The sequence below is a fragment of the Luteolibacter sp. genome (assembly GCF_058122085.1).
Genome location: NZ_JBIKBQ010000025.1, coordinates 1 through 24,391, shown reverse-complemented (window position 1 = coordinate 24,391; position 24,391 = coordinate 1). Strand labels below are relative to the sequence as shown.

Genomic DNA, 24,391 nt, shown 5'->3' with positions numbered 1-24,391 from the left:
CTCCCGCCATTAGATTCCCAAACACAACAGATTTGCCATCGACACCATGAGCACCGAGATCGACGCCTATGACTACCAGCGCTACGCCATCCTTTTCGTGGATGACGAGGCGAACACCCGCAAATATTTCCGCCGTTTGTTCGGTGAGAAATTCAGGATTCTCGAAGCGGAGGACGGCGTCGAGGCGCTCAAGGTGTTCCGCCAGCACTCCGCGGAAATCGGCATCATCGTGACCGACCAACGGATGCCGAACGAGACGGGGGTGGGTTTCCTCTCGAAGATCGCCGGCGACTATCCGGACATCATCAAGATTCTATCCACCGCGTATTCCGACATCGACGCGGCCATCGGCTCGGTCAACGAGGGCGGGATTTTCCGCTACATGACCAAGCCTTGGGACATCCCGCAACTGGAAGTCACGCTGCGCCGCGCCATGGAGTTCTTCACGGTCAAGCGCGAGCGGGACGCTCTGCTAGGAGCGAAGATGCAGGCCATGGGCAACGTCCTGCTGTCCAGCCGCCTGGCCGCGTTCGCGCTGGCTCCGGTTTGCGCGGGACTCAAGTGCGATCGCGCCGCCGAGGCGATCGCTTCCTTCGTGAAAACCGGAGTGGCTGGCCGGCGCACCGGGTCGGATGGCGACTCGGACCTGCGCTCGCCGGATTGGGCGCGGCTGCACGCCCGCCAGGTTTCGCTTGCCAACGGGCTTGAAAGCCAGCTTCCCACCGCACTCGCCCCGGCCGATCTGGCCGCCCGCACTGCGGCGCTCGCCAGCGCGCTTGAGGCTGCCGGCGTGACCGGGATTTCCAGCGCCGCGAACGGCTCGGCGACCCGCTTGTCGGGTCCGGTGGATTCCACGCCCGTGCTTTTGGACGCCCTGTTCGGCCGCAACGACGACGCCGCTGTCAGCGATGCCTCCGTGAAGGTGCTCGCCGCGTTCATGGCGGTTTACGATGCGGGCGGTGTCGCCCGTCGCGTCCGTGGCGATGGTCTGATTCTCGATGTCACGGAATCCACGTCACCCGCCAAAGCCGCGAGTCCCGGCGCGGAGGCCGCCAAGTGGCTGATCGACGACGACCTGCTGATCTCCGCGGCTCTCGGGTTGCTCTGAGCTTCTAACGAAGCATTTCGAAAAGCGCTGGGACGGTCCGTCTCAGCGCTTTTTGTTGGCTGGGCGCAACGGTTCCTCGACGATGCGGGCACGCGGCGGCTTGCCGGACTGGCCTTCGAAGGTGGCGAGGTGCTCCTTAATCAGAAACCAGATCGCGGTCGCCAGAAGGAGGGAGAGGGCCTTTGCGATCCAGTTGTTGGGCAGGGTCAGTTTCATGAGATGGTTTGGCGGCGAAGAAGATCTCGGCGATTTTCTCCCGGAACTGCTTTTCGGATAGGTTCCGTTGGAGCACTCCGTTCTCGCAGATTGAAATGCCGCCGGTCTCCTCGCTGACGACCACGGCGATGGCGTCGGTGCGCTCGGTCAGGCCGATCGCCGCGCGGTGGCGGAGGCCCGTCGAGCGGTCCTGCATCTGCTTCTCGGTGACCGGGAAAACGCAGGCGGCGCCGGCCACGCGGTCGTCGGCGATGATCATGCCGCCGTCGTGCAGCGGGGCTTTCGGGTGGAAGACGGTCATCGCGAGTTCCGGGGAAAACTGCGCGTCGAGGACGACTCCGCTGTCGAGGTGCTCCTTGAGGCTGATGCCTCGCTGGATGGCGAACAGCGCGCCGATGCGCTTTTTCGAGAGCGCGATCACCGCGTCGGCGAAGCGCTCGAGGAAGGCGAGGCGGCGTTTGTTGGAGAAGGAAAACAAGCGGTTGCTGCCGAGCCGGGCCAGTCCGTTGCGCAGCTCGGGCTGGAAAATGACGATCAGGGCGAAGGCGAGGATGGCGGCCGCGCGGGTGATGATCCACTGGATGACCTCGAATCTGAAAACCGTCGAGACCAGCGTCAGGACAATGAGAATGGTCCCCAGGCCGACGAGGATTTGAGCGCCGCGAGTCGCCCGGAAAGCCCGGTAGATTTGGTAGATGCAGGTGGCGAGAAGCAGGATCTCAATGCCGTCCCGCCAGTGATCTTGAATGAATTTCCACATGGGAAGTAAGTCGTTGGGAAGGCTACAACCCGGCGGTCAGATCTGGCAATCTTAGAAATCGCCCTGGTCCCTCGTGTTTTGCCCCGAGCTTTCCAGAATCCGGCGTCAACCCGCAGGGGCATGCGCGTCAAGTTAAGGGCTGATTGCTCAAAAAGCCGACAAACGGGCGGTTCAAGGAGCGGCGAAACATGTTCGCCGACGCCCATGGAAAGCCAATGTCCGGAGCATCCGCTCATCTCATTGCCAGCTCATGGACGTCGGCGAACACGTTTCGCCGCTCCTTGGCCCTTAACTTGACGCGCATGCCGCAGGGGGGCTTTCGTTCCAGCGCAGCAAACTTGCCTGCGTTTGAGCCTTCCATGATTTGTCGCTCGCTCTCCAACTCGCCCGGAGATCCAGCGCAATTGGCTGCTTTTTATCCTTCCCAGCGTCCTCGTCGCTGTTAGCCTCCGCATTCAGAACCTTGATTCTTGCCCCGCCCGTTCTTCTGTCAGGTGGAGGCGGTGGAAACCGCCATCTGGCTCACCGAGGTGGCTCCCAAGTCCGTCTCCGGAAAACGCATTCTCTCGCTCCTGGCCAGCGTCAACAAGGAGGCCAACCCCGACCTCATGCGCCTCGCGCTCAAGCTCGCCACCGGTGCGGGCAAGACCACCGTCATGGCCATGCTCATCGCCTGGCAGACGATCAAGGCCGTGCGCAGTCCCGGCAGCAAGACCTTCACCCGCGGATTCCTCATTGTCGCCCCGGGCCTCACTATCAAGGACCGCCTCCAGGTGCTCCAGCCGAACGATCCGAACAGCTATTACAAGGACCGCGAGCTGGTGCCCAACGACATGCTCGACGAGGTCAACCGCGCCAAGATCGTCATCACCAACTACCACGCCTTCAAATTGCGCGAGCGCATCGAGATTTCCAAGGGCGGCCGCCAGCTCCTCCGCGAGGTCATGAACACCGTGGGCAAGGCCGGCCAACTCGGTGCCGGCATCCGTTGCGTCGTATCCGTCTCCATGCTCACGGAAGGATGGGATGCCAACAACGTCACCCACGTCCGTTTCAACACCTCCAAGACCGACCGCTGGGACACCCAAGGCCCGCCGCCGAAGTGCCATCTGAACTGGGTGATCCTCGACAGTGACTGGGAAGCCGAGTTCTGCCGGGTGGCGGAGTCGCACGCGCAGGGGCTTGGACGACGAGGTCGCTCCAGTCCTGCTCATCCTTCCCGCGCCAGACGAGCTTGGGATCGAGGTCGGTGTTGCGCGGGTATCCCAACTGCGGTTCTTCGCCGCATTGGGCGGAAACCGCCCGAACGCCCTCTTCTTCGCCGGCGACATCGGCCAGCGCATCTTCCAGCAGCCGTTTTCCTGGAAATCCCTCGGCGTCGATATCCGAGGCCGTTCCCGCAACCTCCGCATCAACTACCGCACGTCCCACCAGATCCGCCAGCAAGCCGACCGCCTGCTCGGCCCGGAAGTGACCGACGTGGACGGCAACCGCGAGGACCGCAGCGACACCATCTCGGTCTTCAACGGCCCGCCACCCTCCATTCAGATCTTCACCGACGAGAGCCAGGAACAGAGCGGTGTCGCCGCCTGGCTGACCGAGCAATCCAAGGCCGGCATCCTTCCCCACGAATTCGGCGTGTTCGTCCGGTCGGAGGCTCAGATCAGCCGGGCAGAGGCAGCGGTCAAAGAGGCGGGGTTCGCGTTCAAGATCCTCGATGAGCACGTCGAGACAACCAGCGGCCATGTCTCGATCAGCACCATGCACCTCGCCAAAGGCCTGGAGTTCCGCGCCGCGGTGGTCATGGCCTGTGACGACGAAGTCATCCCGTCACAGGATCGCATCGAGACCGTGGGGGACGACACCGATCTGCAAGAGGTCTACGACACCGAGCGCCAGCTCCTCTACATCGCCCGCACCCGTGCAAGGGATCACCTGCTTGTGACGAGTGTGGAACCGGCATCGGAGTTTTTAGACGATCTAGCGCATCATTGCTGAGGTCAGCGATTCCGGCGTTTCCTGCTTCGGATTCGTTTTTCATGCCGTGCGATTGGGGAAACTCATCCCTTGCCGTCGGTGGTTCGCTGGATTTAACTCCGCGCATGCACGAGGAAATCAAGCTCACCCGCGAAGTCGCCGCCATTCAAATCCCCAGCGGCGACTCGCTCTCGCTTCCCGCCGGAACCGCGGTCTTCATCACCCAGCGCCTCGGCGGCACTTACACGGTGGCCACTTCCCAGGGACTCGCGCGGATTTCCTCGCAGGATGCGGATGCCCTCGGCGTCAATCCCGAGGAGGAGCCCAAGAAGCAGGCGGAGGTCGTGCGGCTCAAGGATGCGCCGCTTGAAGAACAGGTTTGGAGCCAGCTCAAGGGCGTTTACGACCCGGAAATCCCGGTGGACATCGTCAATCTCGGTTTGGTTTACGACTGCTGCATCGAGGAGTCGGACGGTAAGAAAATCGTCGCTGTCAAGATGACGCTCACCGCTCCCGGCTGCGGCATGGGTCCGGTGATCGCCGCCGACGCGCAGGCGAAAATCATGACCATCGACGGCATCGACGACGCCCGCGTCGAGCTCGTTTGGGACCCGGCTTGGAATCAGGAAATGATTTCCGAAGAGGGGAAAATGAAGCTCGGAATGATCTGATCAGTCCGCGGACGGTTTCCAAGTCTGGTCGATGTAGGCGATGATCGATGGGATCGCCAGATCGAGGACGCCGGCGACATCCTCGTAAGCGCGGCGTCCCATGCCGATCGGGTCGGGCACGTCGCTGCCGATTCCGCCACCGGGAACTTCGGCGAACTCGCAGACCAGATAGAACTTGTCCGCGTGTTTGGGGAAGCGGGCTTCCAGCGTTTGCAGGTGGCCGTGGGTCATCGCGAAGACATGGGTTGCGGCGGCAAGGATGGCGTCCGAGACCGGACGGCTGCCGAATTCGTCCAGCTCCGCCCCGCGCTTTCTGAGCAAGGTGGCGGTTTCCATGCTGCACGGCGCGCCCTTCGACGCGGCGACTCCGGCGGAGCTCACTTCATAATCATTCCGCCCCGCGACGGCCTTGCGGAAAATGCCCTCCGCCATCGGGCTGCGGCAGGTATTTCCGGTGCAAACAAACAGCACGTGCTTCGGGTCGGACATCGCGGCGGACTCTGAGCGGCGCGGGGCGGTTCGTCAAATCGCAATGGCGGCTGATGGCGAACGCCGTCCGGCGGGCTGCTAGGCGGCGCTGGCGGGGGACTGGATGAGCAGGCAGTCTTCGAGGAACGGCTGGAGCGCCAGCAGGAGCGGGGAGCCCTTTTGCTGGAATTGCTCGCGGAAGCGGTCCTCGACGCGGCGGAGCGCGAATTCGAGGTCGGTGAGGATGAGTTCGCTGGGCTGGCCGCGGACGACGGCGACGAGAATAACGAAGCGGCCGGCGCGGGAGATGGCGTGGCGCTGGTCCGGGAGCTCGATGGAATCGCGCGGTTTTCCGGCCTCGTCGCGGAGTTGCAGGGCGAGGCGTTGGACGGTGGGCGTGACGCGCTTGGCGGAGGCGTGGCGCGCGGGATCGCAACTGGCGAACGAGACGAGCGCGAGGCTGGCGGCATCGACGAGGAAGACCTCCTCGACTTGGAAGCGGTGGGTTTTTTCGAAGATGATGTCCTCGTAGGTGCGGCTGGTGAAAAGCGCTTGGAGGTGCCAGACGAAGCGGTCGTAAGCATGGGGCGCGCGGAACGGCCGCGCCGACGGGGCATACTCGGCGAGCGCGCGGCGGATGGTGGCGCGCAGCATCGGCTCGAGGTAGGTGTCGATGCCGTTTTCCTTGGCGTAAACGGCTTTGCGGACGGCGTCCTCGACGATGGGCCCGAAGGCTTCGCGGAGGTCGTCATCGGTGAAATCAGGTGGCGCGGGTTCCGCCGTGGCGGCAGGCGGGCGCGGCGGCGGGGCTTGGACGGGCTCGGACTCGGACTCGGACTCGGGAGACGCCGGGGATGGCAGGACCGTGAGCGGTGGCGGCCATGAAGTCGGGAACGCCGGGGCGGCGGGCGCCGGACCGGATGGCCAGGCCGGCAAGCAGGGGGTGGCGGGAAACGCGGGGGCTTTTTCGCGGGAGAATGGCGAGGGCAGCGTGCTCCAGCTTTGCGACGTGACGATGCGCGCGGCAAGTCCGGGTGACGGGCTGGGAAGTGGACTGAGGGCGGCGGTCATCAGCGGGGTCCGGTGGGGGTGGGGGACGCGCACTCGGCGAGGGCGCGGGCGGCGAGGGCGATGCGGCTGAATCGTTCTTCGACCGAGTCGCGGTCGATGGCGCGGCTTTCGAGGCGGGTGAGATGGGATTCGGTGCTTTCCCAGAGCGAGGCGACCTCGGCGCGGAGTTGGGAGGCGAGGCGGTGGTCGCGGTCGTTGAGCTGGACGTGGAAGGAGCTTTGCCAATCGGTGAGCCAACCGCCGATCTTGCGCTCCAGTTGGTTGACGGCTGCGGGCGCGGTTTCGGCGGATTTCATGGCGGCGACCTGCTGGATCTGGGCGGCCAAGCGCTGGATTTCCTCGCGGTGCTGGTTGAATCGCGCTTCGGTTTGCTCGCGGTTGGAATCGACGAAGCGCTGGACGTTGTCCTTCAACGCTTCGAGGCGGGCTTCGTTGGCGTAAAGCCGGTCCTCCAGATGGGTAGCCACGGGGGCGGGAGCCGCGGTGGTTTCGAGCCGGACGACGCGTTGTTCAAGACGTTCGAGATGGCGGCCGACGATGATTTCGCGGATCCGCTCGACCGTTTGCGAGGGGTTGAGTGGGGGTGTGGGTGACATTGTGCTCGCCGTGGGGGGAGTTGCGGACGGGTGAAATCCGCAACACGGTTGAGTAAAGGCGAGGTGAGACTAGGAGAGCCCGCCGGAGTTTGTAAATAAGTTCGATGGTATTTCGCTTTCGGCGACCATTCGGAGGTGTTTATGAAATTTCTTCAAAAACGGACCAAGAGAAAAATCGGAATCCGTGGAAGACACCGGGCGGGGAATGAGGTAGTCGTTTCTCAATGGCTGAGGGCGACGAGGAAAAAGTGGAAGAACGGGACGCGATTCTGGTGCAGGGCTACGCGAAAACGCGCAAGAGCTTGATCGCCCGGCTGGACAACTGGGAGGACCAGCGGACGTGGGACGAGTTCTACCAAACCTACTGGCGGCTGATTTACGCGGTGGCGGTGAAGGCCGGGCTGCGACAGGACGAGGCGTTCGACTGCGTGCAGGAAACGATTCTATCCATCGCCAAGCAGAGCAAGAAAAAGCTCTACGATCCGGAGCAGGGTTCCTTCAAGACGTGGCTGATGAACATGACGCGCTGGCGGATCAACGACCAGTTCCGCAAGCGCAAGAAGGACACGGCGATGATCGGCGGCGACTGGGAAAACGATCGCAAGACCGCGGTGATCGACCGCGTGGAGGACCCGAACGGCGACGTGCTGTCGCGGCTGTGGAACATCGAGTGGAAGAAGAACATCGCGGATGCGGCGCTTTCCCGGGTGAAGGCGCAGGTCTCGCCGAAGCAGTATCAGATTTTCGACTGTTATGTGATCAAGCAGTGGGACGCGAAGCGGGTGCAGGACCAACTCAACGTGAGCATGGCGCAGGTTTATTTGGCGAAACACCGCGTGGGCACCGTGCTCAAGAAGGAACTGGCCAAACTCGAAGACGAAGCTGATGGCGATTAAGATCCGTCCGAATCCTGCGATCCCCGATCACGAGGTTCTGCGTAAGATCGGCGGCGGCGCGTATGGCGAGGTGTGGCTGGCCCGCGGGGTGACCGGCGCGCTGCGGGCGGTGAAAGTGGTGTGGCGCGAGGATTTCGAGGACGCGCGGACCTTCGAGCGGGAGTTCGAGGGGATTTTGAAATTCGAGCCGATTTCCCGGGATCATCCGGCGTTGGTCAACGTCCTGCACGTCGGCCGCAGTCCGGACGGGGTTTCCTTTTACTATTATGTGATGGAAATCGGCGACGACGTCGCGTCCGGCCAGGACATCAATCCCATCGAATACGAGCCGCGCACGCTGCGGGCGGACAATCACCAAGGCTCGCAGTGGGACACCAACGAGTGCATCGACGTGGGCCTGCGTCTGGCCGAGGCGCTGGACCACCTGCACGAGCGCGGGCTGGCGCATCGCGACGTGAAGCCGTCCAACGTGATCTTTGTCAACGGCCGGGCGAAGCTCGCCGATATCGGTCTGGTGGCGGTGCGCGGGCAGCGGACTTTCGTGGGGACCGAGGGATTCGTGCCGCCGGAGGGGCCGGGTTCGGCGCAGGCGGACGTTTATAGCTTGGGAAAGGTTTTGTATGAAATCGCCACCGGCAAGGACCGCCTGGCGTTCCCTGAACTGCCGGACGAGATGCCGGCGGGGGCGGACCGCAAGCGCTGGCTGGAGCTCAACCGGATCATCTGCGACATCTGCGAGCCGCGGATTTCCAAGCGGAAAATCTCCACGGCTTCGGATCTGGCGGACGCGCTGCGCCGGCTTCAACGCGGCAAACGGCGGCGCTTGAGCGGGCTCGCGGTGTGGATGACCACCTTGATGCTGGCGGGCTTCGTCGGCTGGCTGAGCTGGGAAATGGTCAAGGACAGCGAGTGGGTGAAGCGGATGAATCCCGCGCCCATGCCGGTGCCGCCGCAGACGGGCATGCTGCGCGTGGTGAGCGCGCCGGAAGGCGCCGAAGTGCGCGACGCCAACGGCCAATGGGTGGGCACGACCAACACCGGCCTGATTTCAGCCACGGTCGGCGAGGCGTATTTTTTCACGATGAAACGCAGCGGCTACCGCCCCTTCACCCTTCAGGGAACGGTCCCCGCGACGGTGGTGTCCGAACCGCTGGTGCTCTTCGCGAGCCTGGAAAATTTCTCGCCGCCCCAGCCGGGCGAAAAGTGGAACGACCATCTCGGGAATTCCTATCAGCCTGCGGCGGACAAGCATGTGGCCACTGCTTTGGTGACCAAGGCGCTTTGGTCGCAGTTCACCGAGGCCACCGCGCCGCCGGGAAACGCGGCCGAATTCATCGGAATTGGCAATAGCAAGCGGCCCGTGGAAATCGTCCTTTCCTCGCCCGGCGAGGCCCATGCGTTTTGCGAATGGTTTCAGGACGGCGCGTTCAAGGCGGGCTTCCTCACCGAGGACGACGAGGTGCTGCCGCTGTGGGAAAGCGCGTTTGAAAACCCCGGCTTGAGCGAGACGGCCCGCCGCGACGGCTTGAAACCGTTCCGCGTCCAGGTCCGCCCCATCGACTACGGCGAAATCAACATCACCACCGAGCCGCCTGGCGTCGAGGTTTACATCAACCCCACCTCCGACCCGACCAACCGCGGGTCCGCCGGCTCGACCGAAGGCCCGCTGCGGATTCCCAAGGTCAAGCCCGGCGCCTGGCAACTCTATCTGGTCCGCGAGGGCTACAAGCCGCTGACCATCGATCTCAAGGTCGGCGAGGGCGAGAAAGTCTCGCAGAGCGTGACCTTGGAGAAAAGCAAGGGCGCGGTGTTCGGCAAGCCCTGGGAGAACGGCATCGGCATGCGCTTCGCCCCGCTCGACCAGGACCTGCTCGTCTCGGTTTGGGAAACGCGGATTCGCGACTATCAGCGGTTTGGCAACGAGTCCGACCGCACCGCGCCGCATGCCGCGTATTTCCGGCAGGCTGCGGATCATCCGGTCGTCAATGTCTCCCGCGAGGACGCGCAGGCCTTCTGCGATTGGCTCACCGAGCGCGAGCGCAAGGACGAGCGGATCGCCCGGACCCACGTCTATCGACTGCCAACCGACCTGGAGTGGAGCATGATGGCCGGGCTCCGCGAGGAGGAGGGAATCAGCCCCGGCTGGCGCGACGCCCGCAAACAACGGGTCTATCCGTGGGGGACCGTCTGGCCGCCCGTCGGGAAGGTCGGGAACTTCGCGGACATGGCGGCGGGCGACGCGGGCAGCGTGCCGGGCGACCGGATCATCGCCGGCTACGACGACCGGTTCGCGTTCACCGCCCCCGTCGGATCCTTCCCGGCGAACCCTTACGGCCTCTTCGATCTCAGCGGAAACGTCCAGGAGTGGGTGGAGGATGATTACTCCAAGCTCGGCAAAAGCGAGCTCGGCGTCCTGCGCGGCGGGTGCTGGCTCACCGGCCAGTCCGAGAACCTGCTGGTCGGATCGCGCAACGCCGTGCCCCCGGATTTCCAAGACGCCATCTACGGCTTCCGCGTGGTGCTTGCCAAGGTCCCGCCCAAACCCGAGGATTGACCAGCTCCCGGAAAACTCCTTTTGCTCCCGGGAAACTCCTTTTGCTCCCGGGAAACTCCTTTTGCTCCCGGGAAACTCCTTTCGAACTCCTCTCATCCCATGGTTGAAATCCGACTCTCCTACGAAGGCGACCTGCACTGCAGCGCCGTCCACATGCCCTCCGGCAACACGCTCGTCACCGACGCCCCGCTCGACAACAACGGCCGCGGCCAAGCCTTCTCGCCCACCGATCTGCTCGCCACCGCACTGGGTTCCTGCATGGCCACCGTCATCGGTATCGTCGCCAAGCGCAAGGAAATCGCCGTTGAAGGCATGACCGTCAACGTCCGCAAATTCATGTCGGAGGACCTGCCGCGCCGGATCAAGCGCCTCGAGCTCGACCTCGCCATCCCGCTTCCCGCCTCCCATACCGACCGCAAACTCCTGGAAAGCGCCGCCCGCGGCTGCCCCGTCCACCACAGCATCCACCCGGAAATCGAGGTCGTCATGAACTGGGCCTGGCGGGAGGGGTGAAATGGCTGGCGGAGGAGCTCCCCCCGTGTGTGGGGACTGGTCCGACATGTCGGAGCTTTTCACTGGCCGACATGTCGGCCAGTGGGAAAGCGGTGACATGTCACCGCAGTCCGGAAATGTTGGATTGACGGGCCGGGACGGCTTTTGCTCTTCTGCCGCCGCTTGACCCGAAAACCCTCGTCTTCCTCAAGAAGCTTGTCCGCGCGGCAACAGTTTTGGCTACTGGCTGTGCTTGCGTTTTTCGGAATGTCAGCGGCTGCGCATGCGGGTTCCAAGCTCCTTCCGGTGCTCAATCATCCGATCAAAGACCGGAGTGGCTTGGCCGGTTTTCCGCTGACGGTGAATCTTGCCTCCGCCTTCGGCATGGAGGCCATCGATGACCAGGTGGTCAGGTTCACTTCGCAGTTTTATTTCGAAGGAGGCGTCCCGGTGGTCCTAGATATGGCGCTCTTCAGCAACCGCACTCCTGTCACGCGGCAAAACTTCCTCAAGTATGTGAGCGACGGGGATTATGTTAATTCTTTCATCCATCGCAGCTCACCTGGTTTCGTAATTCAGGGTGGGGCATCCAACATTATTAACGGATCTATTGGAAGTGTTCCGACCGATCCACCGATTGTGAATGAGTTCGGGGTTTCCAACACTTTGGGCACGATCTCAATGGCCAAACTGCCCAGCAATCCGAATAGCGCAACCAGCCAATGGTTTGTGAGCTTGGGAGCCAATACCGACATCCTTGATCCGCAGAACGGTGGATTCACTGTTTTTGGGCGGATGACTCGCTCCACATTCGGTAATGCCCAAATTTTTGGAGAGCCTTCGACCTTTCCTGTCTTTAATTACGGAGGAATATACAACGAGCTGCCACTTTTATACGGCATGTTCCGCCCAATCGTCTAATCAGTGAATTCATTCTTTTCCCTAGCGTGGCGCTTGTTCCTCTTCCCGCCGGAGAGGCCGGGGAGAGTTCCACGCTGATTTACACGGTGGTCTCCAACAGCAATCCAGCTGTTGCCACAGTCAACATCCAACCGGGCGGAGTTCTGAATCTTTCTCCGGTGGCCGGACAAACGGGCAGCACGTTGGTCACGGTCCTCGCCACCGATAGCGTCGGCAATACAGTGGATGATAGTTTCACTCTGACAGTCGGCCTCACCGACACCTTCACCACCTGGGCGTCGCGGAGTTCCTTTCCAAACGGACAGAGCGGGATCAGCCAGAATCCGGACGCGGATGTCTGGAACAATTTGCAGGAATACGCCTTCCTCGGTGATCCGGGAGCGGCGGGTCCGGCGGCGCAAACGGTTTTCCAAGGAAGTACCGGAGCGACTCCAAAATACCTGACGCTAACCTTCCCGGTGCGCAAATTCACCCAAGGGCTCACCTATGCGGTGGAGGCCAACAACGGCCTGACCGGCCCGTGGACGGAAATTTGGAAGTCGGCGAATGGATTTGGCCACGCCCAAGTCGTCAGCGCGCTGGATCAGGCGGACCGCACGGTGCTCACGATCAAGGATACGACTGCGATCGGGGTGGGGAAGCGGTTTCTGCGGACGAGGGTGGGGCAGGAATAGCGCGTCCCGCGAAATTTCAGCCTCTGGCGTGAAAGAAATTTTTCATAGAGAAGTATTTTGGGTTCCGCACGATCCGTGCTGGTCTTCACAAATCCAATTATTCAAAATCCGTCCATGCGCCCGACTATTGCTTTCTTGTTCCTGGGAGTCGCCTCCCTTTCCGCCGCCGATGCCCCGCTCCGCGCCCTTCTGGTCTGCGGAGGATGCTGCCACGACTATGCCAAGCAGTCGGTCATCTTGCGGGATGGCATCCAGGCGCGGGCCAACATCCAGGTGGACGTGGTCATCAGCGAGGACAAGGGAACCAAGCCTTGGTTCCCGATGTATGAAAACAAGGATTGGGCGAAAGGCTACGATCTCATTATCCACGACGAGTGCGCGGCCGAGATCAAGGACATGGCCTTCGTCGGAAACGTGGTGAACGTCCACAAAAACGGCCTCCCTGCGGTGAACCTGCACTGCGCGATGCATAGCTTCCGCACCGGCACCGACACATGGTTCGAGTTCCTCGGCCTCCAGTCGAGCGGCCACGGCCCGCAGAAACCGATCGCCATCGAGTTCACCGACGCGAGCCACCCGATCACCCAGGGCATGGCCAACTGGACCACGATCAACGAGGAGCTCTATAACAATCTCAAGGTTTTCCCCACCGCCAAGCCTCTTGCCCTTGGGAATCAAGACTTGGGAAGTGGTAAGAACGCAACCGCGGTGGTCGCCTGGACGAACGACTACCACGGCACGCGCGTTTTCAACACCACACTGGGTCATAACAGCGACACCGTCGCCGACGAGCGCTATCTCAATCTGGTGGTTCGCGGGGCGTTGTGGAGTTGCGACAAGTTGAACGCCTCCTACCTCAAGCCATACGCGGGTCCGCAGGGACGCTTTGAAACGCTTGCCGTCCCCGCCAAGCCGGCGAAGGAGGCCGGCGCTGGCGATCCCCCAAAAAAGTAACTGACGATTTCAAGGAATCCGGCAACCCGCCGCCGTCCATTTGCTGGCTAACCGCCGCAGGAGAGGTGGCCATCCTGAAGGACGTCAAGGTCGCCTAGGGTTTCGACGTCAGTCTTTTCTCTACCTCGAATCGCTCGCGAAGAAGTAGTCCGCCGCCGGTTCGTTGTATGAAATGGATTCCCTTTGCCGTTCTTTGCTGATGATCCGCCGATTCACCATCCTGTTTTTCCTGGCAGCCCCGCTTGATGCGGCTCCGGTATTCATCGGGACGAACACCGGGAAAAACTCGACCAGCAAGGGGATCTATCTCACGGATTTCGACGCCGCCACGGGCAGGCTCACGGAGCCCGTCCTGGCGGCGGAATATCAGAATCCCGGCTTCCTCGCGCTGCATCCCGTGAGGCCGGTCCTCTATGCCTGTGGCGCGCCGGCCACTCCGTTTGCCGATGCTTCGAGCTCGGTGGCGGCTTTCACTATCAGTCAAAATCACGGTTTGAAATTTCTCGGTGAAGCGTCAAGTGGCGGCAAGGGTGCCTGCCATGTGGCGGTGGATGCCACGGGTGGCACCGTGGCCGTGGCGAACTACGGCGACGGAACTTTTTCGACCATCAGGCTGGGTGAAGACGGCGTTCCCGGCGCGGCGGCATCGGTGATTTCCAACAAGGGCGCGGGCCCGAGCAAGCCCCGGCAGGACGGTCCACACGCGCACGGCGTGTATTTCGACCAGGCGAACCGGCACCTGTTCGTGCCGGACCTCGGACTGGACCGGGTCTTCGTCTATCCGTTCGACGCCGCGACTTCGAAGCTCGGCGAGCCGCTTCCCCCGCTCGCCACCGCCCCCGGCGCGGGTCCGCGGCACATGGCGTTTTCCGCCGATGAGAAGAACGCTTACGTGATCAACGAGCTGGACAACACCGTGCTCGTGACTTCCCACGCCGAGGGGAAATTCACCACGCTCGGAACGGTGGCGACCTTGCCCAAGGATTTCACCGACAAGAACACCACGGCGGAAATCGAGGTGCATCCGAACGGCAAATTCGTCTATGCCTCGAACCGCGGCCACGATTCGATCGCGGTCTATCGGCGCGACGGGAAGACCGGCGCGCTCGCATTCCTGCAACACGCGCCCTGCGGCGGGAAGACCCCGCGCCATTTCAAGATCGATCCGAGCGGCAGGTGGCTGCTGTGCGCCCATCAAGGTTCCAACACGATCAGCGTGCTCGCGCTCGATCCGGAAACCGGGATTCTCGGAGCGCCGGACCACACCGTCTCCGCGCCAAGCCCGATCTGCCTGCTTTTCGGCCGCTGATAGTCGGCATGGAACGTGTCCCGGCTGTCTCAGCCGGGGGCAAGCACACGGCATATCTTGCTGTTTGATGCGTGTTTCCGTCTTTCTGCTTCCGTTTGTCGCGGCATTCAAAGAGTTTGCTGGCCAAGGGGCATCAAACCCAATCTCATGCTGTATGGCGATTGATTCCAAACTGGAGGCCGATCTGAAATCCCAAGGGGTGCATGTAACTTCTTTCGAACAACTCATCAATTGGGGACGCTCCAGTTCGCTGTGGCCGCTCCAGTTCGGGCTCGCCTGTTGCGCCATCGAAATGATCGCCGCCACCATGGCGAAATACGACATGGCCCGCTTCGGCGCCGAGGTGTTCCGGCCCTCGCCGCGGCAGGCGGACCTGATGATCGTGGCCGGCACGGTGACCAAGAAGATGGCGCCGCAGGTCGTGCGGCTCTACAATCAGATGGCCGAGCCGAAATACGTCATCGCGATGGGCGCCTGCGCGATTTCCGGCGGTCCCTTCAAGGATGGCTACAACGTGCTCAAGGGCATCGACCGCTTTATTCCGGTGGACGTGATGATTCCGGGATGCCCGCCGCGGCCCGAGGCGCTGTTGGAAGGCTTGATGACCTTGCGCGACAAGATCGCGAAGGAAAAGCTGATGGGAAGCCACCGCGCCCGCCACGCCGATCCCGAGGGAGCCGCGGAAATGCCGGTGCCGGAGTTCGGCGCGCACGATCTCGAGCCAACGGCCAACCGTGAAATCTGGAACCCGCCGGTGATAGTCCGCGAAGCAGGAGGTGAGGCATGAGCGCGGAAACCGTCATCGAGCGCTTGCGTGAAGCCCTGCCAGATGCCGGCGTCTCGCTCCGCAAAAACCCCGGCCCGTCCGGCCAGCATTCGCTGCTGGTGGATGCCGAGTGCCTGATGGATGTTTGCCGCTTTCTCCGCGACACGCTCGCGTTTGATTTACTCTCGAACGTCACCGGCGTGGATTGGCCGGACGCCGCCAAGGCCGACGCCGTGGCCGTGCCCGCCGAAGGGGAGGGGACTGCAAGCGCCGGGGGATTCCTCGAAGTGCTCTATCACCTCTACTCGGCCAGCCGCCGCGAAGGTCCGCTGGTGCTGCGCGCCCGCACCGTGGACCGCGAGAGGAAAAACCAAATCCCCTCGGTCGTTTCCGTTTACCGCAGCGCCGAGTTCCAGGAGCGCGAGATTTTCGACCTCTACGGAGTTGAATTCACCGGCCACCCCGACCTGCGCCGCATCCTGATGTGGGACGAGTTCGAAGACCATCCGATGCGCAAGGACTACGTCGCGCCGGATGACTACGAATACGAACCCACGCCGCACGACGCCGTTTTGGAAAAAGCCAAAGCGCACTATCCCGCAGCCCCATGATTTCCGATCCGTCCATGTTCTCCTCGTCTCCCACGCTCGAACCGGGCGCGGACGACGACCAGCTGCTGCGGATCTCGTTAGGCCCGCAGCACCCGTCCACGCACGGCGTGTTCCGCATGAACGTGGTGCTCGACGGCGAGACGGTGGTGAGCCTCAAGCCGGTGTTCGGCTACCTGCACCGCAACCACGAGAAAATCGCCGAGAACGCGACCTATCTGAGCTCGATGCCCTACACCGACCGGCTCGACTACATCTGTCCGCTCAGTAACAACTGGGCCTACGCCCACGCCGTGGAAAAACTCGCGGGCATCGAGGTGCCGGAGCGCGCCGAATTCATGCGCGTGATCACCTCGGAACTCACCCGCCTGATCAACCACACCGCCTTCATGGGTTTCATCCTCGGCGACATGGGTGCGTGGGGGTCCGCGCTGATGTATGCCTTCCGCGAGCGGGAGAAAATCCTCGATCTGTTCGAAGACCTGACCGGCGCGCGGATGATGGCGAACTTCATGCGCTTCGGCGGTTGCCGCAACGACCTGCCCGCGGGCTGGGCCGCCAAAGTGGGCGTTCTAATCGATGGTTACGGACCGTTTCTCGACGAGATGGAGGAATTGCTGATGGGCAACGAAATCCTGCTGGCCCGCACTCAGGACGTCGGCGCGCTGCCGAAGGAAGTCCTGATCAACGGCGGCATCACCGGCCCGATGTTGCGCGCCGCCGGGGTGAACTACGACATCCGCAAAGTGGAACCCTACGGCATTTACGAGCGCTTCGATTTCCGCATTCCGCTCGGTGAAAAGGGCGACTGTTACGACCGCATCATGATCCGTTTCCTGGAGATGCGCGAGTCGTTGAAAATCCTCCGCCAGGCGATCGACCAGCTTCCGGAAGGCGACTACATCCACCCCAAGGCGAAGATCCGCAACTTCAAGCCACCCGTCGGCGAAGCTTATGCACGCATCGAGGGACCGAAAGGAGAACTGGGATTCTATCTGATCAGCGACGGCACCACCAATCCGTATCGCTACCGCGTCCGGCCGCCGAGTTTCATCAATCTCACCTTGCTGGAAGACATGTGCCTCGGCCTCGATCTCGCGGACGTGGTCATCATTCTCGGAAGCATCGACATCGTGTTAGGGGAGGTGGACCGATGAGCGCGGAAGATCTAACGACCACCAAACGCCTTCCTCCATTGTCCCAATGGTCGCTGCCCGGTCTTGGATTGCTGAAAGGCCTGGTGGTGACGGGAAAGAACATGGTCCAGAGCTTCTACCGGGAGGACCGCATGACCACCGTGCAGTATCCGGAGGAGCGCGCGCCGATCAGCCCGAACTTCCGGAACTTCCCGTTCCTCGTTTACGACAACGACGATTCGTTGGCCGGCCTGCGCTGCGTGGCGTGCGCGATCTGTGAGAAGGAGTGTCCGCCGCAGTGCATCTACATCGTGCTGGAGCGCGATGAGAACGGCAAGTCGCTCAAGCGGCCGAAGATCTTCGACATCGACGTCTCCGTCTGCATGAACTGCGGCATTTGCGCCGAGGTCTGCCCGTTCGATGCGATCTACATGGATGGCGAATACGAATTGAGCACGGACAACCGTTTCGAAGGCCTGTTATTCAACCGCGAACGCCTGGCGAAGTCCGCCGCCTATCACGCCAAGCTCCGACCCGAGCAGGCCGCCGAAGTGGAGGCCAAGCGCAAGGCGGAGGAAGAGAAAAAACTCGCCGCGCAAGCCGCGAAGGAAGCCAAGGCGAAAGCCGACAAGGAAGCCAAGGACAAGGCCGCCGCAGAAACCGAACAGAAAGGAGAGAGCGCATGAGTTTGTTAGCCGTCCAAACCGCCGTGCCTTCACTCTGGTCGCCGGAGTGGCTGCCCCGCTTGCCGCAGAGGTTGGTGGAAATGATCCTCCAGAATTTCGGCGCGCCGGATTGGCTGGTGTCGATCGCCGGATTCATCGTTGCCGCCTCGACCGTGGTCGGGGTGTTCATGGGCGGCTTCGCGTTACTGTCGTTGATCGAACGCAAAACGCTGGCCCGCATCCAGAACCGGATCGGTCCGAACCGCGCGGGATGGTTCGGCATTCTCCAACCGGTGGCGGACGGCATCAAGATGCTGACCAAGGAGGACATCGTGCCCGCCAAGGCCGAGTGGCTGTTGCATCTGGCAGCTCCGATTCTCATCGTGATCCCGTCGATCCTCGCGCTCGGCGTGATTCCCTACGGCCGCGAATGGACGCCGGTGCCGCTCGAACTCGGGCTGTTGTTTTTCTTCTCGGTCGGCGCGTTGACGGAGCTCTCGGTGTTCATGGCCGGCTGGGCGAGCGGATCGAAATTCCCGATGCTCGGCGCGATGCGGGCGATCTCGCAGATGGTGAGTTACGAACTGCCGCTGATCATCTCCGCGCTCGGCGTGGTGATGGTTTCCGGAACCCTCTCGCTGCCGATGATCGTGGACAAACAGTCAGGTTTTCATCTCGGATTCATCCCCGCGTGGAATCTCTTCACCCCGTGGGGATTGGTGGCGGGCCTGGTGTTTTACATCGCGGCCATCGCGGAGGCGAACCGCTGCCCGTTCGACCTGCCGGAGGGCGAGTCTGAAATCGTCGCCGGTCACATGACGGAATACTCCGGCTTCAAATACGCGTTGTTTTTCATGGGCGAATACCTCGGGCTCTTCGCCATCTCCGGGCTGGGCATCACGCTCTTCCTCGGCGGTTGGCAGGCCCCGTTGCCCGGACTCGGCTTCGTGCCGTCGTGGATCTGGTTCTTCGCCAAACTGGCGGTGGTCATCATGTCCTTCCTCTGGATTCGCGGCACTTTCCCGCGCGTCCGGATCGACCAGCTCATGCGTTTCGCCTGGCTCTGCATGATCCCGATGGCGCTGCTGACCCTGCCGGCTGCGGCGATCTGGCATTTCACCGGGCGTGGGGTCCTGTCGTGGGTGGTTACTGTTCCTTTGCTGCTCATTCCGTGGGTGGTCATCACCGTGATTTATAACAGACGCCTCGCTCCCGCGACCCGGCATTACACCTTCGCCGAATGATCCCGCTCCTCATACTTTCTCCGCTGATCCTCTTCGCCGCCCTCGGCGCCGTCTGGAAGGCGCGTCCGGTGCATGCGGCGTTGCTGCTCGCCCTCACGCTGGCGCTGAACGCCGTGCTCTATCTGACGATCGGCGCGGACTTCATCGGCTTGGTGCAGTTCATGGTCTATGTCGGCGCGGTGGCGGTGCTGATCGTTTTCTCGCTGCTCATCACCCGGCCCGGCGACGAGGCGGAGGAAATTTCGCGGCGTCCGCGCTCCCTGCTGCCGGGACTGGTTTGCACGGTGCCGGTGCTGGCGGTGTTGATCTGCTCGATTTCACGGGTGGCCACACCTGTAGTCGCCGAAGTCCCTGCGTTCTCGGTGGAACAACTTGGCAAGGCGCTTTTCACCACGCACGCGCCCGCCGTCATCACGGTGGGTGTCCTGCTAACCGCCGTGATGATCGGTGCCGCGTTGTTTGCCCGCGATCCCGGCAAGAAACCTCAAACTCCTTCCGACCCATGACACCGCTCAGCCTGCTGCTCACGCTTTCCTCGCTGCTGTTCACGCTCGGCCTGTTCGCCGTGCTGACCCGTCGCAACGCGATTCTGATCCTCGTCGGCATCGAACTCATGCTCAACGCGGCCAACATCAATTTCATCGCCTTCTGGCGTTACGGTCCGCCCGACCCGGAGCTAACCGGGCCGATGTTCGTCCTGTTTTCGATCGCCATCGCCGCCGCCGAAGCCGCCGTGGGCCTAGCCATCATCCTGATGGTTTTCCGCCACACCCGCTCCACCGATCTCGACAAACTGGATACGCTCCATGGTTGAAAATTTACATCTCCTGCTCTGGTTGGTGCCGCTGCTGCCTCTGCTAGCGGGCGGGATCATCGCGTTTCTGCCGAACCGCCGCGGGCGGATCGCGTCGAAACTCGCGGTGGTGGCCCTGTTGGGTTCCTGCCTGATCGCGCTGGCGGCCTTGTTCTGCGCGCTGGCACCGTCGGAGGGAAAACCCTTGGTAGCGACTTCGTTGACTTGGCTCACCTACGGCGATGTGGCGTTGAAAGTCGGCTTGTTGCTCGATCCGATGAGCGCGGCGATGGCGGCGATGGTGACGTTCGTCGCGTTGTGGATCTTCATCTACAGCATCGGCTACATGGAAAACGAGGCGCGCTTCGGGCGCTTCTTCGGGTTCCTCTCCTTGTTCTGCGGCGCGATGCTGCTGGTGGTTTTATCGAACAGCTTGCTGCTGCTGTTCATGGCGTGGGAACTCGTCGGCCTCGCCTCCTACATGCTCATTGGATTCTATTTTGAAAAGCCATCCGCCGCCGCTGCCGCGCAGAAAGCCTTCATCACCACCCGCGTCGGCGACATGGCGTTTTTCCTCGGCATGATCTGGCTCTATCAGCAGTCCGGCACGCTGCTCTTCTACGATGGCGGAAACGGTTTGCTCGAATCCGGCGCGCTCGCCTCGCTGGCCGGCACCACCACGATCGGCGGGCTGACGGTTTCGGCCGCCGCCGCGCTGCTCCTGCTGGTGGGAGCCATGGGGAAATCCGGCCAGGTTCCGCTGCACACCTGGCTGCCCGATGCGATGGAAGGCCCGACTCCGGTGTCCGCGCTCATCCACGCCGCGACGATGGTCGCCGCAGGTGTGTTCATGGTCGCCCGCACCCATCCGATTTTCGCGAACGGCGGAGGATTGACCGTTCCACTCACCGCATGCGCCTGGATCGGCGGAATCACCGCGCTTTACGCCGCGCTGGTGGCGCTCGCGCAAACCGACATCAAGCGCATCCTCGCCTACTCGACCGTCTCACAACTCGGCTTCATGATGGTCGCGCTCGGCACCGGCGGGGTGGCGGCGGCGATGCTCCACCTGATCTGCCACGCGTTCTTCAAGGCCTTGCTCTTCCTCTCCGCCGGTTCGGTGATCCACGGCTGCCACGGCGAGCAGGACATCCGCAAGATGGGCGGGCTTTCCAAGTCGATGCCCCGCACTTTCGCCGCCTACGCGGTCGGCATGATGGCGCTCTCCGGATTCCCGTTTGTCTTCTCCGGCTTCTGGAGCAAGGAGGCGATCCTGCACAGCGCGCAGGTTTGGCCCGGGGGCAAAGGCCCGTTTGTATTGGCTGTCGCGGCGGCCTTGCTGACGGCGTTTTACATGACCCGCCAGGCCTTGCTGGTGTTCCGCGGTCGTCCCCGGTCACCCGGCGTTTCCCATCCGCACGAGAGTCCTTCGGTGATGCTTGTCCCACTTTACGTGCTGGCCGCCGGCGCGGTGCTGCTGGCGATCGTCGGCACGCCGGTCTGGCCTTGGTTTGAAAAATGGATCAACGGCGAGCCCGCGGTCTTCGATGGCGGCGCGCTGAACCACGGGCTCGGACTGATCGCGCTCTCGCTGGGAATCGTCACCGTCGGCGTGGGCTTGGCTTGGAAGGTCTATCGAAATCCATCGCACGACAGCAACGCGCCCGATCCGCTGGCGGGAAAACTCGGCGGCGTCTGGAATTTCCTCGAACGCGCGATGGGCTTCGACGCGCTTTACGAAAAAGCGATCATCGGCCCGCTCGCGTTTTTCGCGGGTGCCATCGACGCCCTCGAACGCCAAGTCTTCGTGCCGCTGATGGGCGTGGGTGAAGCTTGCATCAAGACCTTCGGTCGCTGGACCGGAGCATCCGATGAAAAGGGCCTCAACGAGGGTTTCAACCGCATGTGTTCCGGTTTGCAAAACCGCGCCGATTCCGCTTCCCGCAGTCAGAGCGGTCGTCCGCAAGGTTATCTCCGGGCTATCGGGCTCGGGATGTCCGTCCTCCTCATTCTCTATTTCTGGCTCAGCGCCTAGTCACGCCATGTTGTTAATCTCACTCTTGCTACTCCCCTTGCTGGGTGCCGTGTTGATCGCCGCATGGCCCGGTCTGGACCGCATGTGCGCGGTTCGCCTTGCGATCACGTGGGCCATCGTGCCGGTGGCGGTGGTCGCCGCGATCGGCTTGCAAGGCGGCGCGTCCTGGTCGCTGCCGTGGATGCCGGACGCGAACATCCATCTGGCCTTCCATGCCGACGGCACCTCGTGGCTGTTCCTGCTTCTAACATCGATGATCACGCTGTTCTCGCTCGCGGTATCGGGCAGGTTGGACATCGGAGACCGCGCCTATTGCGCGTTGATCCTGGTGATGGAGTCGATGCTCTTCGGCGTCTTCACCGCCACCCATTTTATCCCCTGGTTCCTGTGCTGGGAGATGACCTTGATTCCCGCCTATCTGCTGATCCGGCTATGGGGCGGCAAGGGCGCGCCGCGAGCGGCGCTGCGGTTCTTCGTCGTGACCCTGGCTGGCGGGGTCTGCATGTTGCTAGGTTTCCTCGCCTTGCAGTTGTCGGTCGGCACCATGGATTTCGCGGAGCTGGGCCGGCTCGCCGCCAATAAAGAGCTTGCCGCGGGCTTGGCCAAATCCTTCTCCTCCACCGGTCTTGAGGGTTACACGCTGTTGACGGTGGTTGCCGTCGCGGTGTTCCTCGGGCTGGCGGTGAAAATCCCCGTAGTGCCGTTTCACGCGTGGTTGCCGGACGCTTACGCGGAGGCTCCGACTCCGGTCACGATCCTGCTAACCGGCCTGCTCTCGAAGATGGGCGTTTACGGTTTGGTCAGGGTTTTCCTGCCGATTTTCCCCGAGGTGTTGCCCGGACTCGCGCCATGTCTGACCGCGCTGGCGGTGGCGACTGTGCTGCTAGGTGCGGTCGCCGCTCTCGCGCAGCGGGATTTGAAACGGATCCTCGCCTACTCGTCGGTCAACCACCTCGGTTACTGCGTGCTCGCCGTGGCGGCGGTGGCGGCGGCACACACGGACCGCGCAGCGATGGCCTCGGCGGTTTCAGGAGTCGTCTTGCAGGCCTTCAATCACGGCGTGATCGCTTCGGCGTTGTTCTTCGGCATCGGCATTCTCGAAACGCGGAGCGGGGGACAACGCGGCTTGAATGATTTCGGCGGCCTGCGCGCACGCATGCCGGTGTTCTCCGGGCTGATGGGACTCGCGTTGTTCGCCTCGCTCGGGCTGCCCGCCTTGAGCGGATTTGTCGGAGAATTTCTGATCTTCAACGGCGTGTTCGGACTGGTTCCATGGTCCGCCGCCATCTCGGTGATCGGCCTGCTGCTCACCGCCGTTTTCCTGCTCCGCATAATCCGCAAGGTGTTCCACGGTCCCTTGCTTCCGGCCATGGAAAAATGGACCGACCTCACCGTCGGCGAGCGCTGGTTGTTCGCGCCCGCCATCGCCTTGATCGTGATCCCCGGCCTGTGGCCGCAGGTGCTGCTTCACTTCATCAATGGCGACACGCTCCGCCTGCTCGACCTTCTCCATCCGATCCCATGACTCCCGCCTGTACCATTCTATCCGCTTTCGCCGGGGCCTTGCTGGTGCTCCTGCTGCCCGCCCGCATGGCTGGCGCTTCCCGGGTCGTCGCCCTTGTGGCCTCGCTCGTTGGCGCAGTGGCCGCGGGTTTCGCCTGTCTGTCGCGCTTGAATGATCCGGTTGGCCCGGTCTGGTCCTTCGACCGTCCGTGGATTCCAAGTCTCGGCGTTCGCTTCCATCTTGCCGCCGACGGACTTTCCCTAACCTTGCTTTTGCTCACCGGCATCGTGGCGGTCGCCGGGGTGTTGTTTTCCTGGAACGTGGAACGCAGGCCGCGCGCGTTTTTCGCCTTCTTCCTGACAATCATCGGCGGGGTTTACGGCGTGTTCCTCAGCCGCGACGCGTTCCTGCTTTTTGTCTGTTACGAAATCGTGATCCTGCCGAAATACATGCTCATCGCCATCTGGGGATCGACCAACAAGGAATACGGCGCGATGAAACTCACGATGTATTCCATCGGCGCGAGCGCGCTGATCCTCATCGGGCTGGTGGTCGCCTATGCCGCGGCCGGCGGGACGAGTTTCGATCTCGCCCATCTGGCAGGCGCGCAGTATTCGCCGGCGCTTCAGGCGTGGGCGTTCCCCGTTGTCTTCCTCGGCTTCGCAGTGTTGGCGGGCATGTGGCCGTTCCACACCTGGGCGCCGACCGGCCACGTCGCCGCTCCCACCGCCGCATCGATGTTGCTCGCGGGCGTGGTGATGAAACTCGGCGCTTACGGCGCGCTGTGTGTGGCGATGCCGCTGTTTCCGCAGGGTTTCGAGCAATGGAAGCCGGTGATCGCCGGGTTGGCGGTGATTGGAATTGTTTACGGCGCGCTGACCGCTTTGTCGCAGAAGGACCTCAAGTTCGTGATCGGTTATTCCTCCGTCAGCCACATGGGTTTTGTTTTGCTAGGTCTCGCCGCCGGCACCCA

23 protein-coding genes and 3 pseudogenes are annotated in these 24,391 nt (G+C 62.6%); 21 read left to right on the top strand and 5 right to left on the bottom strand.

The window, feature by feature from the left end; genetic code table 11:
• Nucleotides 1-46 precede the first annotated feature (46 nt).
• Nucleotides 47-1,108: a response regulator gene (locus AC4DF4_RS05570; protein WP_490047117.1), complete on the top strand. Its 1,062-nt coding sequence runs from the start codon at nt 47-49 to the stop codon at nt 1,106-1,108.
• Between the two features lie 136 nt (nt 1,109-1,244).
• Here the strand turns inward: AC4DF4_RS05570 and cdaA are convergent, their stop codons facing one another.
• Nucleotides 1,245-2,084, bottom strand: a complete 840-nt coding sequence (gene cdaA / locus AC4DF4_RS05565; protein ID WP_490047116.1) for a diadenylate cyclase CdaA — start codon at nt 2,082-2,084, stop codon at nt 1,245-1,247.
• Between the two features lie 476 nt (nt 2,085-2,560).
• Here cdaA and AC4DF4_RS05560 point away from each other — a divergent pair.
• Nucleotides 2,561-3,058, top strand: a pseudogene (locus AC4DF4_RS05560) (DEAD/DEAH box helicase family protein); the annotation flags it as partial.
• 202 nt (nt 3,059-3,260) lie between these two features.
• Here the strand turns inward: AC4DF4_RS05560 and AC4DF4_RS05555 are convergent.
• Nucleotides 3,261-3,341: pseudogene (locus AC4DF4_RS05555) on the bottom strand (DNA methylase); the annotation flags it as partial.
• A gap of 3 nt (nt 3,342-3,344) precedes the next feature.
• Here AC4DF4_RS05555 and AC4DF4_RS05550 point away from each other — a divergent pair.
• Nucleotides 3,345-4,082: pseudogene (locus tag AC4DF4_RS05550) on the top strand (3'-5' exonuclease); the annotation flags it as partial.
• A gap of 104 nt (nt 4,083-4,186) precedes the next feature.
• Entirely contained in the window at nt 4,187-4,732 is a 546-nt protein-coding gene (gene sufT / locus AC4DF4_RS05545; RefSeq protein ID WP_490047128.1) for a putative Fe-S cluster assembly protein SufT, read from the top strand.
• Here sufT and AC4DF4_RS05540 read toward each other — a convergent pair whose 3' ends face one another.
• From AC4DF4_RS05540 to AC4DF4_RS05530, 3 genes are all read right to left on the bottom strand, one after another.
• On the bottom strand, nt 4,733-5,221 hold the full coding sequence (locus AC4DF4_RS05540) for an arsenate reductase/protein-tyrosine-phosphatase family protein (protein WP_490047115.1): 489 nt from the start codon (nt 5,219-5,221) through the stop codon (nt 4,733-4,735). It abuts the gene before it with no gap.
• 78 nt (nt 5,222-5,299) lie between these two features.
• Nucleotides 5,300-6,271, bottom strand: coding sequence for a hypothetical protein (locus AC4DF4_RS05535; protein ID WP_490047114.1), 972 nt, complete (start codon nt 6,269-6,271; stop codon nt 5,300-5,302).
• Nucleotides 6,271-6,867: a hypothetical protein gene (locus tag AC4DF4_RS05530; protein WP_490047113.1), complete on the bottom strand. Its 597-nt coding sequence runs from the start codon at nt 6,865-6,867 to the stop codon at nt 6,271-6,273. The genes AC4DF4_RS05535 and AC4DF4_RS05530 overlap by 1 nt, the downstream gene beginning before the upstream one ends.
• Nucleotides 6,868-7,091: 224 nt before the next feature.
• Here AC4DF4_RS05530 and AC4DF4_RS05525 point away from each other — a divergent pair, with 224 nt between their 5' ends.
• From AC4DF4_RS05525 to AC4DF4_RS05445, 17 genes are all read left to right on the top strand, one after another.
• Nucleotides 7,092-7,763: an RNA polymerase sigma factor gene (locus AC4DF4_RS05525; RefSeq protein ID WP_490047112.1), complete on the top strand. Its 672-nt coding sequence runs from the start codon at nt 7,092-7,094 to the stop codon at nt 7,761-7,763.
• Entirely contained in the window at nt 7,753-10,317 is a 2,565-nt protein-coding gene (locus AC4DF4_RS05520; protein ID WP_490047111.1) for an SUMF1/EgtB/PvdO family nonheme iron enzyme, read from the top strand. The genes AC4DF4_RS05525 and AC4DF4_RS05520 overlap by 11 nt, the downstream gene beginning before the upstream one ends.
• Before the next feature lie 99 nt (nt 10,318-10,416).
• Entirely contained in the window at nt 10,417-10,830 is a 414-nt protein-coding gene (locus tag AC4DF4_RS05515; protein WP_490047110.1) for an OsmC family protein, read from the top strand.
• Between the two features lie 246 nt (nt 10,831-11,076).
• Entirely contained in the window at nt 11,077-11,730 is a 654-nt protein-coding gene (locus tag AC4DF4_RS05510) for a peptidylprolyl isomerase (RefSeq protein ID WP_490047109.1), read from the top strand.
• Between the two features lie 26 nt (nt 11,731-11,756).
• On the top strand, nt 11,757-12,404 hold the full coding sequence (locus tag AC4DF4_RS05505; RefSeq protein ID WP_490047108.1) for a hypothetical protein: 648 nt from the start codon (nt 11,757-11,759) through the stop codon (nt 12,402-12,404).
• Between the two features lie 114 nt (nt 12,405-12,518).
• Nucleotides 12,519-13,358, top strand: a complete 840-nt coding sequence (locus AC4DF4_RS05500) for a ThuA domain-containing protein (RefSeq protein WP_490047107.1) — start codon at nt 12,519-12,521, stop codon at nt 13,356-13,358.
• A 199-nt stretch (nt 13,359-13,557) separates the two neighbouring features.
• Nucleotides 13,558-14,667 carry a lactonase family protein gene (locus tag AC4DF4_RS05495; protein ID WP_490047106.1) on the top strand — a complete coding sequence of 370 codons (1,110 nt, stop codon included), beginning with the start codon at nt 13,558-13,560 and terminating at the stop codon, nt 14,665-14,667.
• Nucleotides 14,668-14,821: 154 nt separating this feature from the next.
• The gene (locus tag AC4DF4_RS05490) at nt 14,822-15,454 is read left to right on the top strand and encodes an NADH-quinone oxidoreductase subunit B (RefSeq protein WP_490047105.1); all 633 of its coding nucleotides are present in this window, start codon (nt 14,822-14,824) and stop codon (nt 15,452-15,454) included.
• A complete protein-coding gene (locus AC4DF4_RS05485; protein ID WP_490047104.1) occupies nt 15,451-16,044 on the top strand; it encodes an NADH-quinone oxidoreductase subunit C in 594 nt (197 codons plus the stop codon). Before AC4DF4_RS05490 ends, AC4DF4_RS05485 begins: the two co-directional genes overlap by 4 nt.
• Before the next feature lie 14 nt (nt 16,045-16,058).
• The gene (locus tag AC4DF4_RS05480; RefSeq protein ID WP_490047127.1) at nt 16,059-17,198 is read left to right on the top strand and encodes an NADH-quinone oxidoreductase subunit D; all 1,140 of its coding nucleotides are present in this window, start codon (nt 16,059-16,061) and stop codon (nt 17,196-17,198) included.
• A complete protein-coding gene (locus AC4DF4_RS05475; RefSeq protein ID WP_490047103.1) occupies nt 17,195-17,863 on the top strand; it encodes a 4Fe-4S dicluster domain-containing protein in 669 nt (222 codons plus the stop codon). Before AC4DF4_RS05480 ends, AC4DF4_RS05475 begins: the two co-directional genes overlap by 4 nt.
• Nucleotides 17,860-19,086 (top strand): NADH-quinone oxidoreductase subunit NuoH, encoded by a 1,227-nt coding sequence (gene nuoH / locus AC4DF4_RS05470; protein ID WP_490047102.1) that lies wholly within the window; start codon nt 17,860-17,862, stop codon nt 19,084-19,086. Before AC4DF4_RS05475 ends, nuoH begins: the two co-directional genes overlap by 4 nt.
• Nucleotides 19,083-19,592, top strand: coding sequence for an NADH-quinone oxidoreductase subunit J family protein (locus tag AC4DF4_RS05465; RefSeq protein WP_490047101.1), 510 nt, complete (start codon nt 19,083-19,085; stop codon nt 19,590-19,592). Before nuoH ends, AC4DF4_RS05465 begins: the two co-directional genes overlap by 4 nt.
• Nucleotides 19,589-19,900 carry an NADH-quinone oxidoreductase subunit NuoK gene (gene nuoK, locus AC4DF4_RS05460; RefSeq protein WP_490047100.1) on the top strand — a complete coding sequence of 104 codons (312 nt, stop codon included), beginning with the start codon at nt 19,589-19,591 and terminating at the stop codon, nt 19,898-19,900. Before AC4DF4_RS05465 ends, nuoK begins: the two co-directional genes overlap by 4 nt.
• Complete coding sequence (gene nuoL, locus AC4DF4_RS05455) at nt 19,893-21,914, top strand: NADH-quinone oxidoreductase subunit L (RefSeq protein WP_490047099.1); 2,022 nt, start codon at nt 19,893-19,895, stop codon at nt 21,912-21,914. The genes nuoK and nuoL overlap by 8 nt, the downstream gene beginning before the upstream one ends.
• Nucleotides 21,915-21,921: 7 nt before the next feature.
• Nucleotides 21,922-23,439: a complex I subunit 4 family protein gene (locus AC4DF4_RS05450; protein WP_490047098.1), complete on the top strand. Its 1,518-nt coding sequence runs from the start codon at nt 21,922-21,924 to the stop codon at nt 23,437-23,439.
• A partial coding sequence (locus AC4DF4_RS05445; protein WP_490047097.1) for a complex I subunit 4 family protein occupies nt 23,436-24,391 on the top strand: 956 nt, incomplete at its 3' end. The genes AC4DF4_RS05450 and AC4DF4_RS05445, both read left to right, overlap by 4 nt.

Coding starts and splice junctions, on each gene's coding strand:
- AC4DF4_RS05520 (WP_490047111.1), top strand. CDS start 7,753: ATGGCGATTAAGATCCGTCCGAATCCTGCGATCCCCGATCACGAGGTT.
- AC4DF4_RS05450 (WP_490047098.1), top strand. CDS start 21,922: ATGTTGTTAATCTCACTCTTGCTACTCCCCTTGCTGGGTGCCGTGTTG.
- AC4DF4_RS05525 (WP_490047112.1), top strand. CDS start 7,092: ATGGCTGAGGGCGACGAGGAAAAAGTGGAAGAACGGGACGCGATTCTG.
- AC4DF4_RS05465 (WP_490047101.1), top strand. CDS start 19,083: ATGATCCCGCTCCTCATACTTTCTCCGCTGATCCTCTTCGCCGCCCTC.
- AC4DF4_RS05495 (WP_490047106.1), top strand. CDS start 13,558: ATGATCCGCCGATTCACCATCCTGTTTTTCCTGGCAGCCCCGCTTGAT.
- AC4DF4_RS05480 (WP_490047127.1), top strand. CDS start 16,059: ATGTTCTCCTCGTCTCCCACGCTCGAACCGGGCGCGGACGACGACCAG.
- nuoK (WP_490047100.1), top strand. CDS start 19,589: ATGACACCGCTCAGCCTGCTGCTCACGCTTTCCTCGCTGCTGTTCACG.
- nuoH (WP_490047102.1), top strand. CDS start 17,860: ATGAGTTTGTTAGCCGTCCAAACCGCCGTGCCTTCACTCTGGTCGCCG.
- AC4DF4_RS05535 (WP_490047114.1), bottom strand. CDS start 6,271: ATGACCGCCGCCCTCAGTCCACTTCCCAGCCCGTCACCCGGACTTGCC.
- AC4DF4_RS05485 (WP_490047104.1), top strand. CDS start 15,451: ATGAGCGCGGAAACCGTCATCGAGCGCTTGCGTGAAGCCCTGCCAGAT.
- AC4DF4_RS05570 (WP_490047117.1), top strand. CDS start 47: ATGAGCACCGAGATCGACGCCTATGACTACCAGCGCTACGCCATCCTT.
- nuoL (WP_490047099.1), top strand. CDS start 19,893: ATGGTTGAAAATTTACATCTCCTGCTCTGGTTGGTGCCGCTGCTGCCT.
- sufT (WP_490047128.1), top strand. CDS start 4,187: ATGCACGAGGAAATCAAGCTCACCCGCGAAGTCGCCGCCATTCAAATC.
- AC4DF4_RS05500 (WP_490047107.1), top strand. CDS start 12,519: ATGCGCCCGACTATTGCTTTCTTGTTCCTGGGAGTCGCCTCCCTTTCC.
- AC4DF4_RS05515 (WP_490047110.1), top strand. CDS start 10,417: ATGGTTGAAATCCGACTCTCCTACGAAGGCGACCTGCACTGCAGCGCC.
- AC4DF4_RS05475 (WP_490047103.1), top strand. CDS start 17,195: ATGAGCGCGGAAGATCTAACGACCACCAAACGCCTTCCTCCATTGTCC.
- AC4DF4_RS05540 (WP_490047115.1), bottom strand. CDS start 5,221: ATGTCCGACCCGAAGCACGTGCTGTTTGTTTGCACCGGAAATACCTGC.
- cdaA (WP_490047116.1), bottom strand. CDS start 2,084: ATGTGGAAATTCATTCAAGATCACTGGCGGGACGGCATTGAGATCCTG.
- AC4DF4_RS05490 (WP_490047105.1), top strand. CDS start 14,822: ATGGCGATTGATTCCAAACTGGAGGCCGATCTGAAATCCCAAGGGGTG.
- AC4DF4_RS05510 (WP_490047109.1), top strand. CDS start 11,077: ATGTCAGCGGCTGCGCATGCGGGTTCCAAGCTCCTTCCGGTGCTCAAT.
- AC4DF4_RS05530 (WP_490047113.1), bottom strand. CDS start 6,867: ATGTCACCCACACCCCCACTCAACCCCTCGCAAACGGTCGAGCGGATC.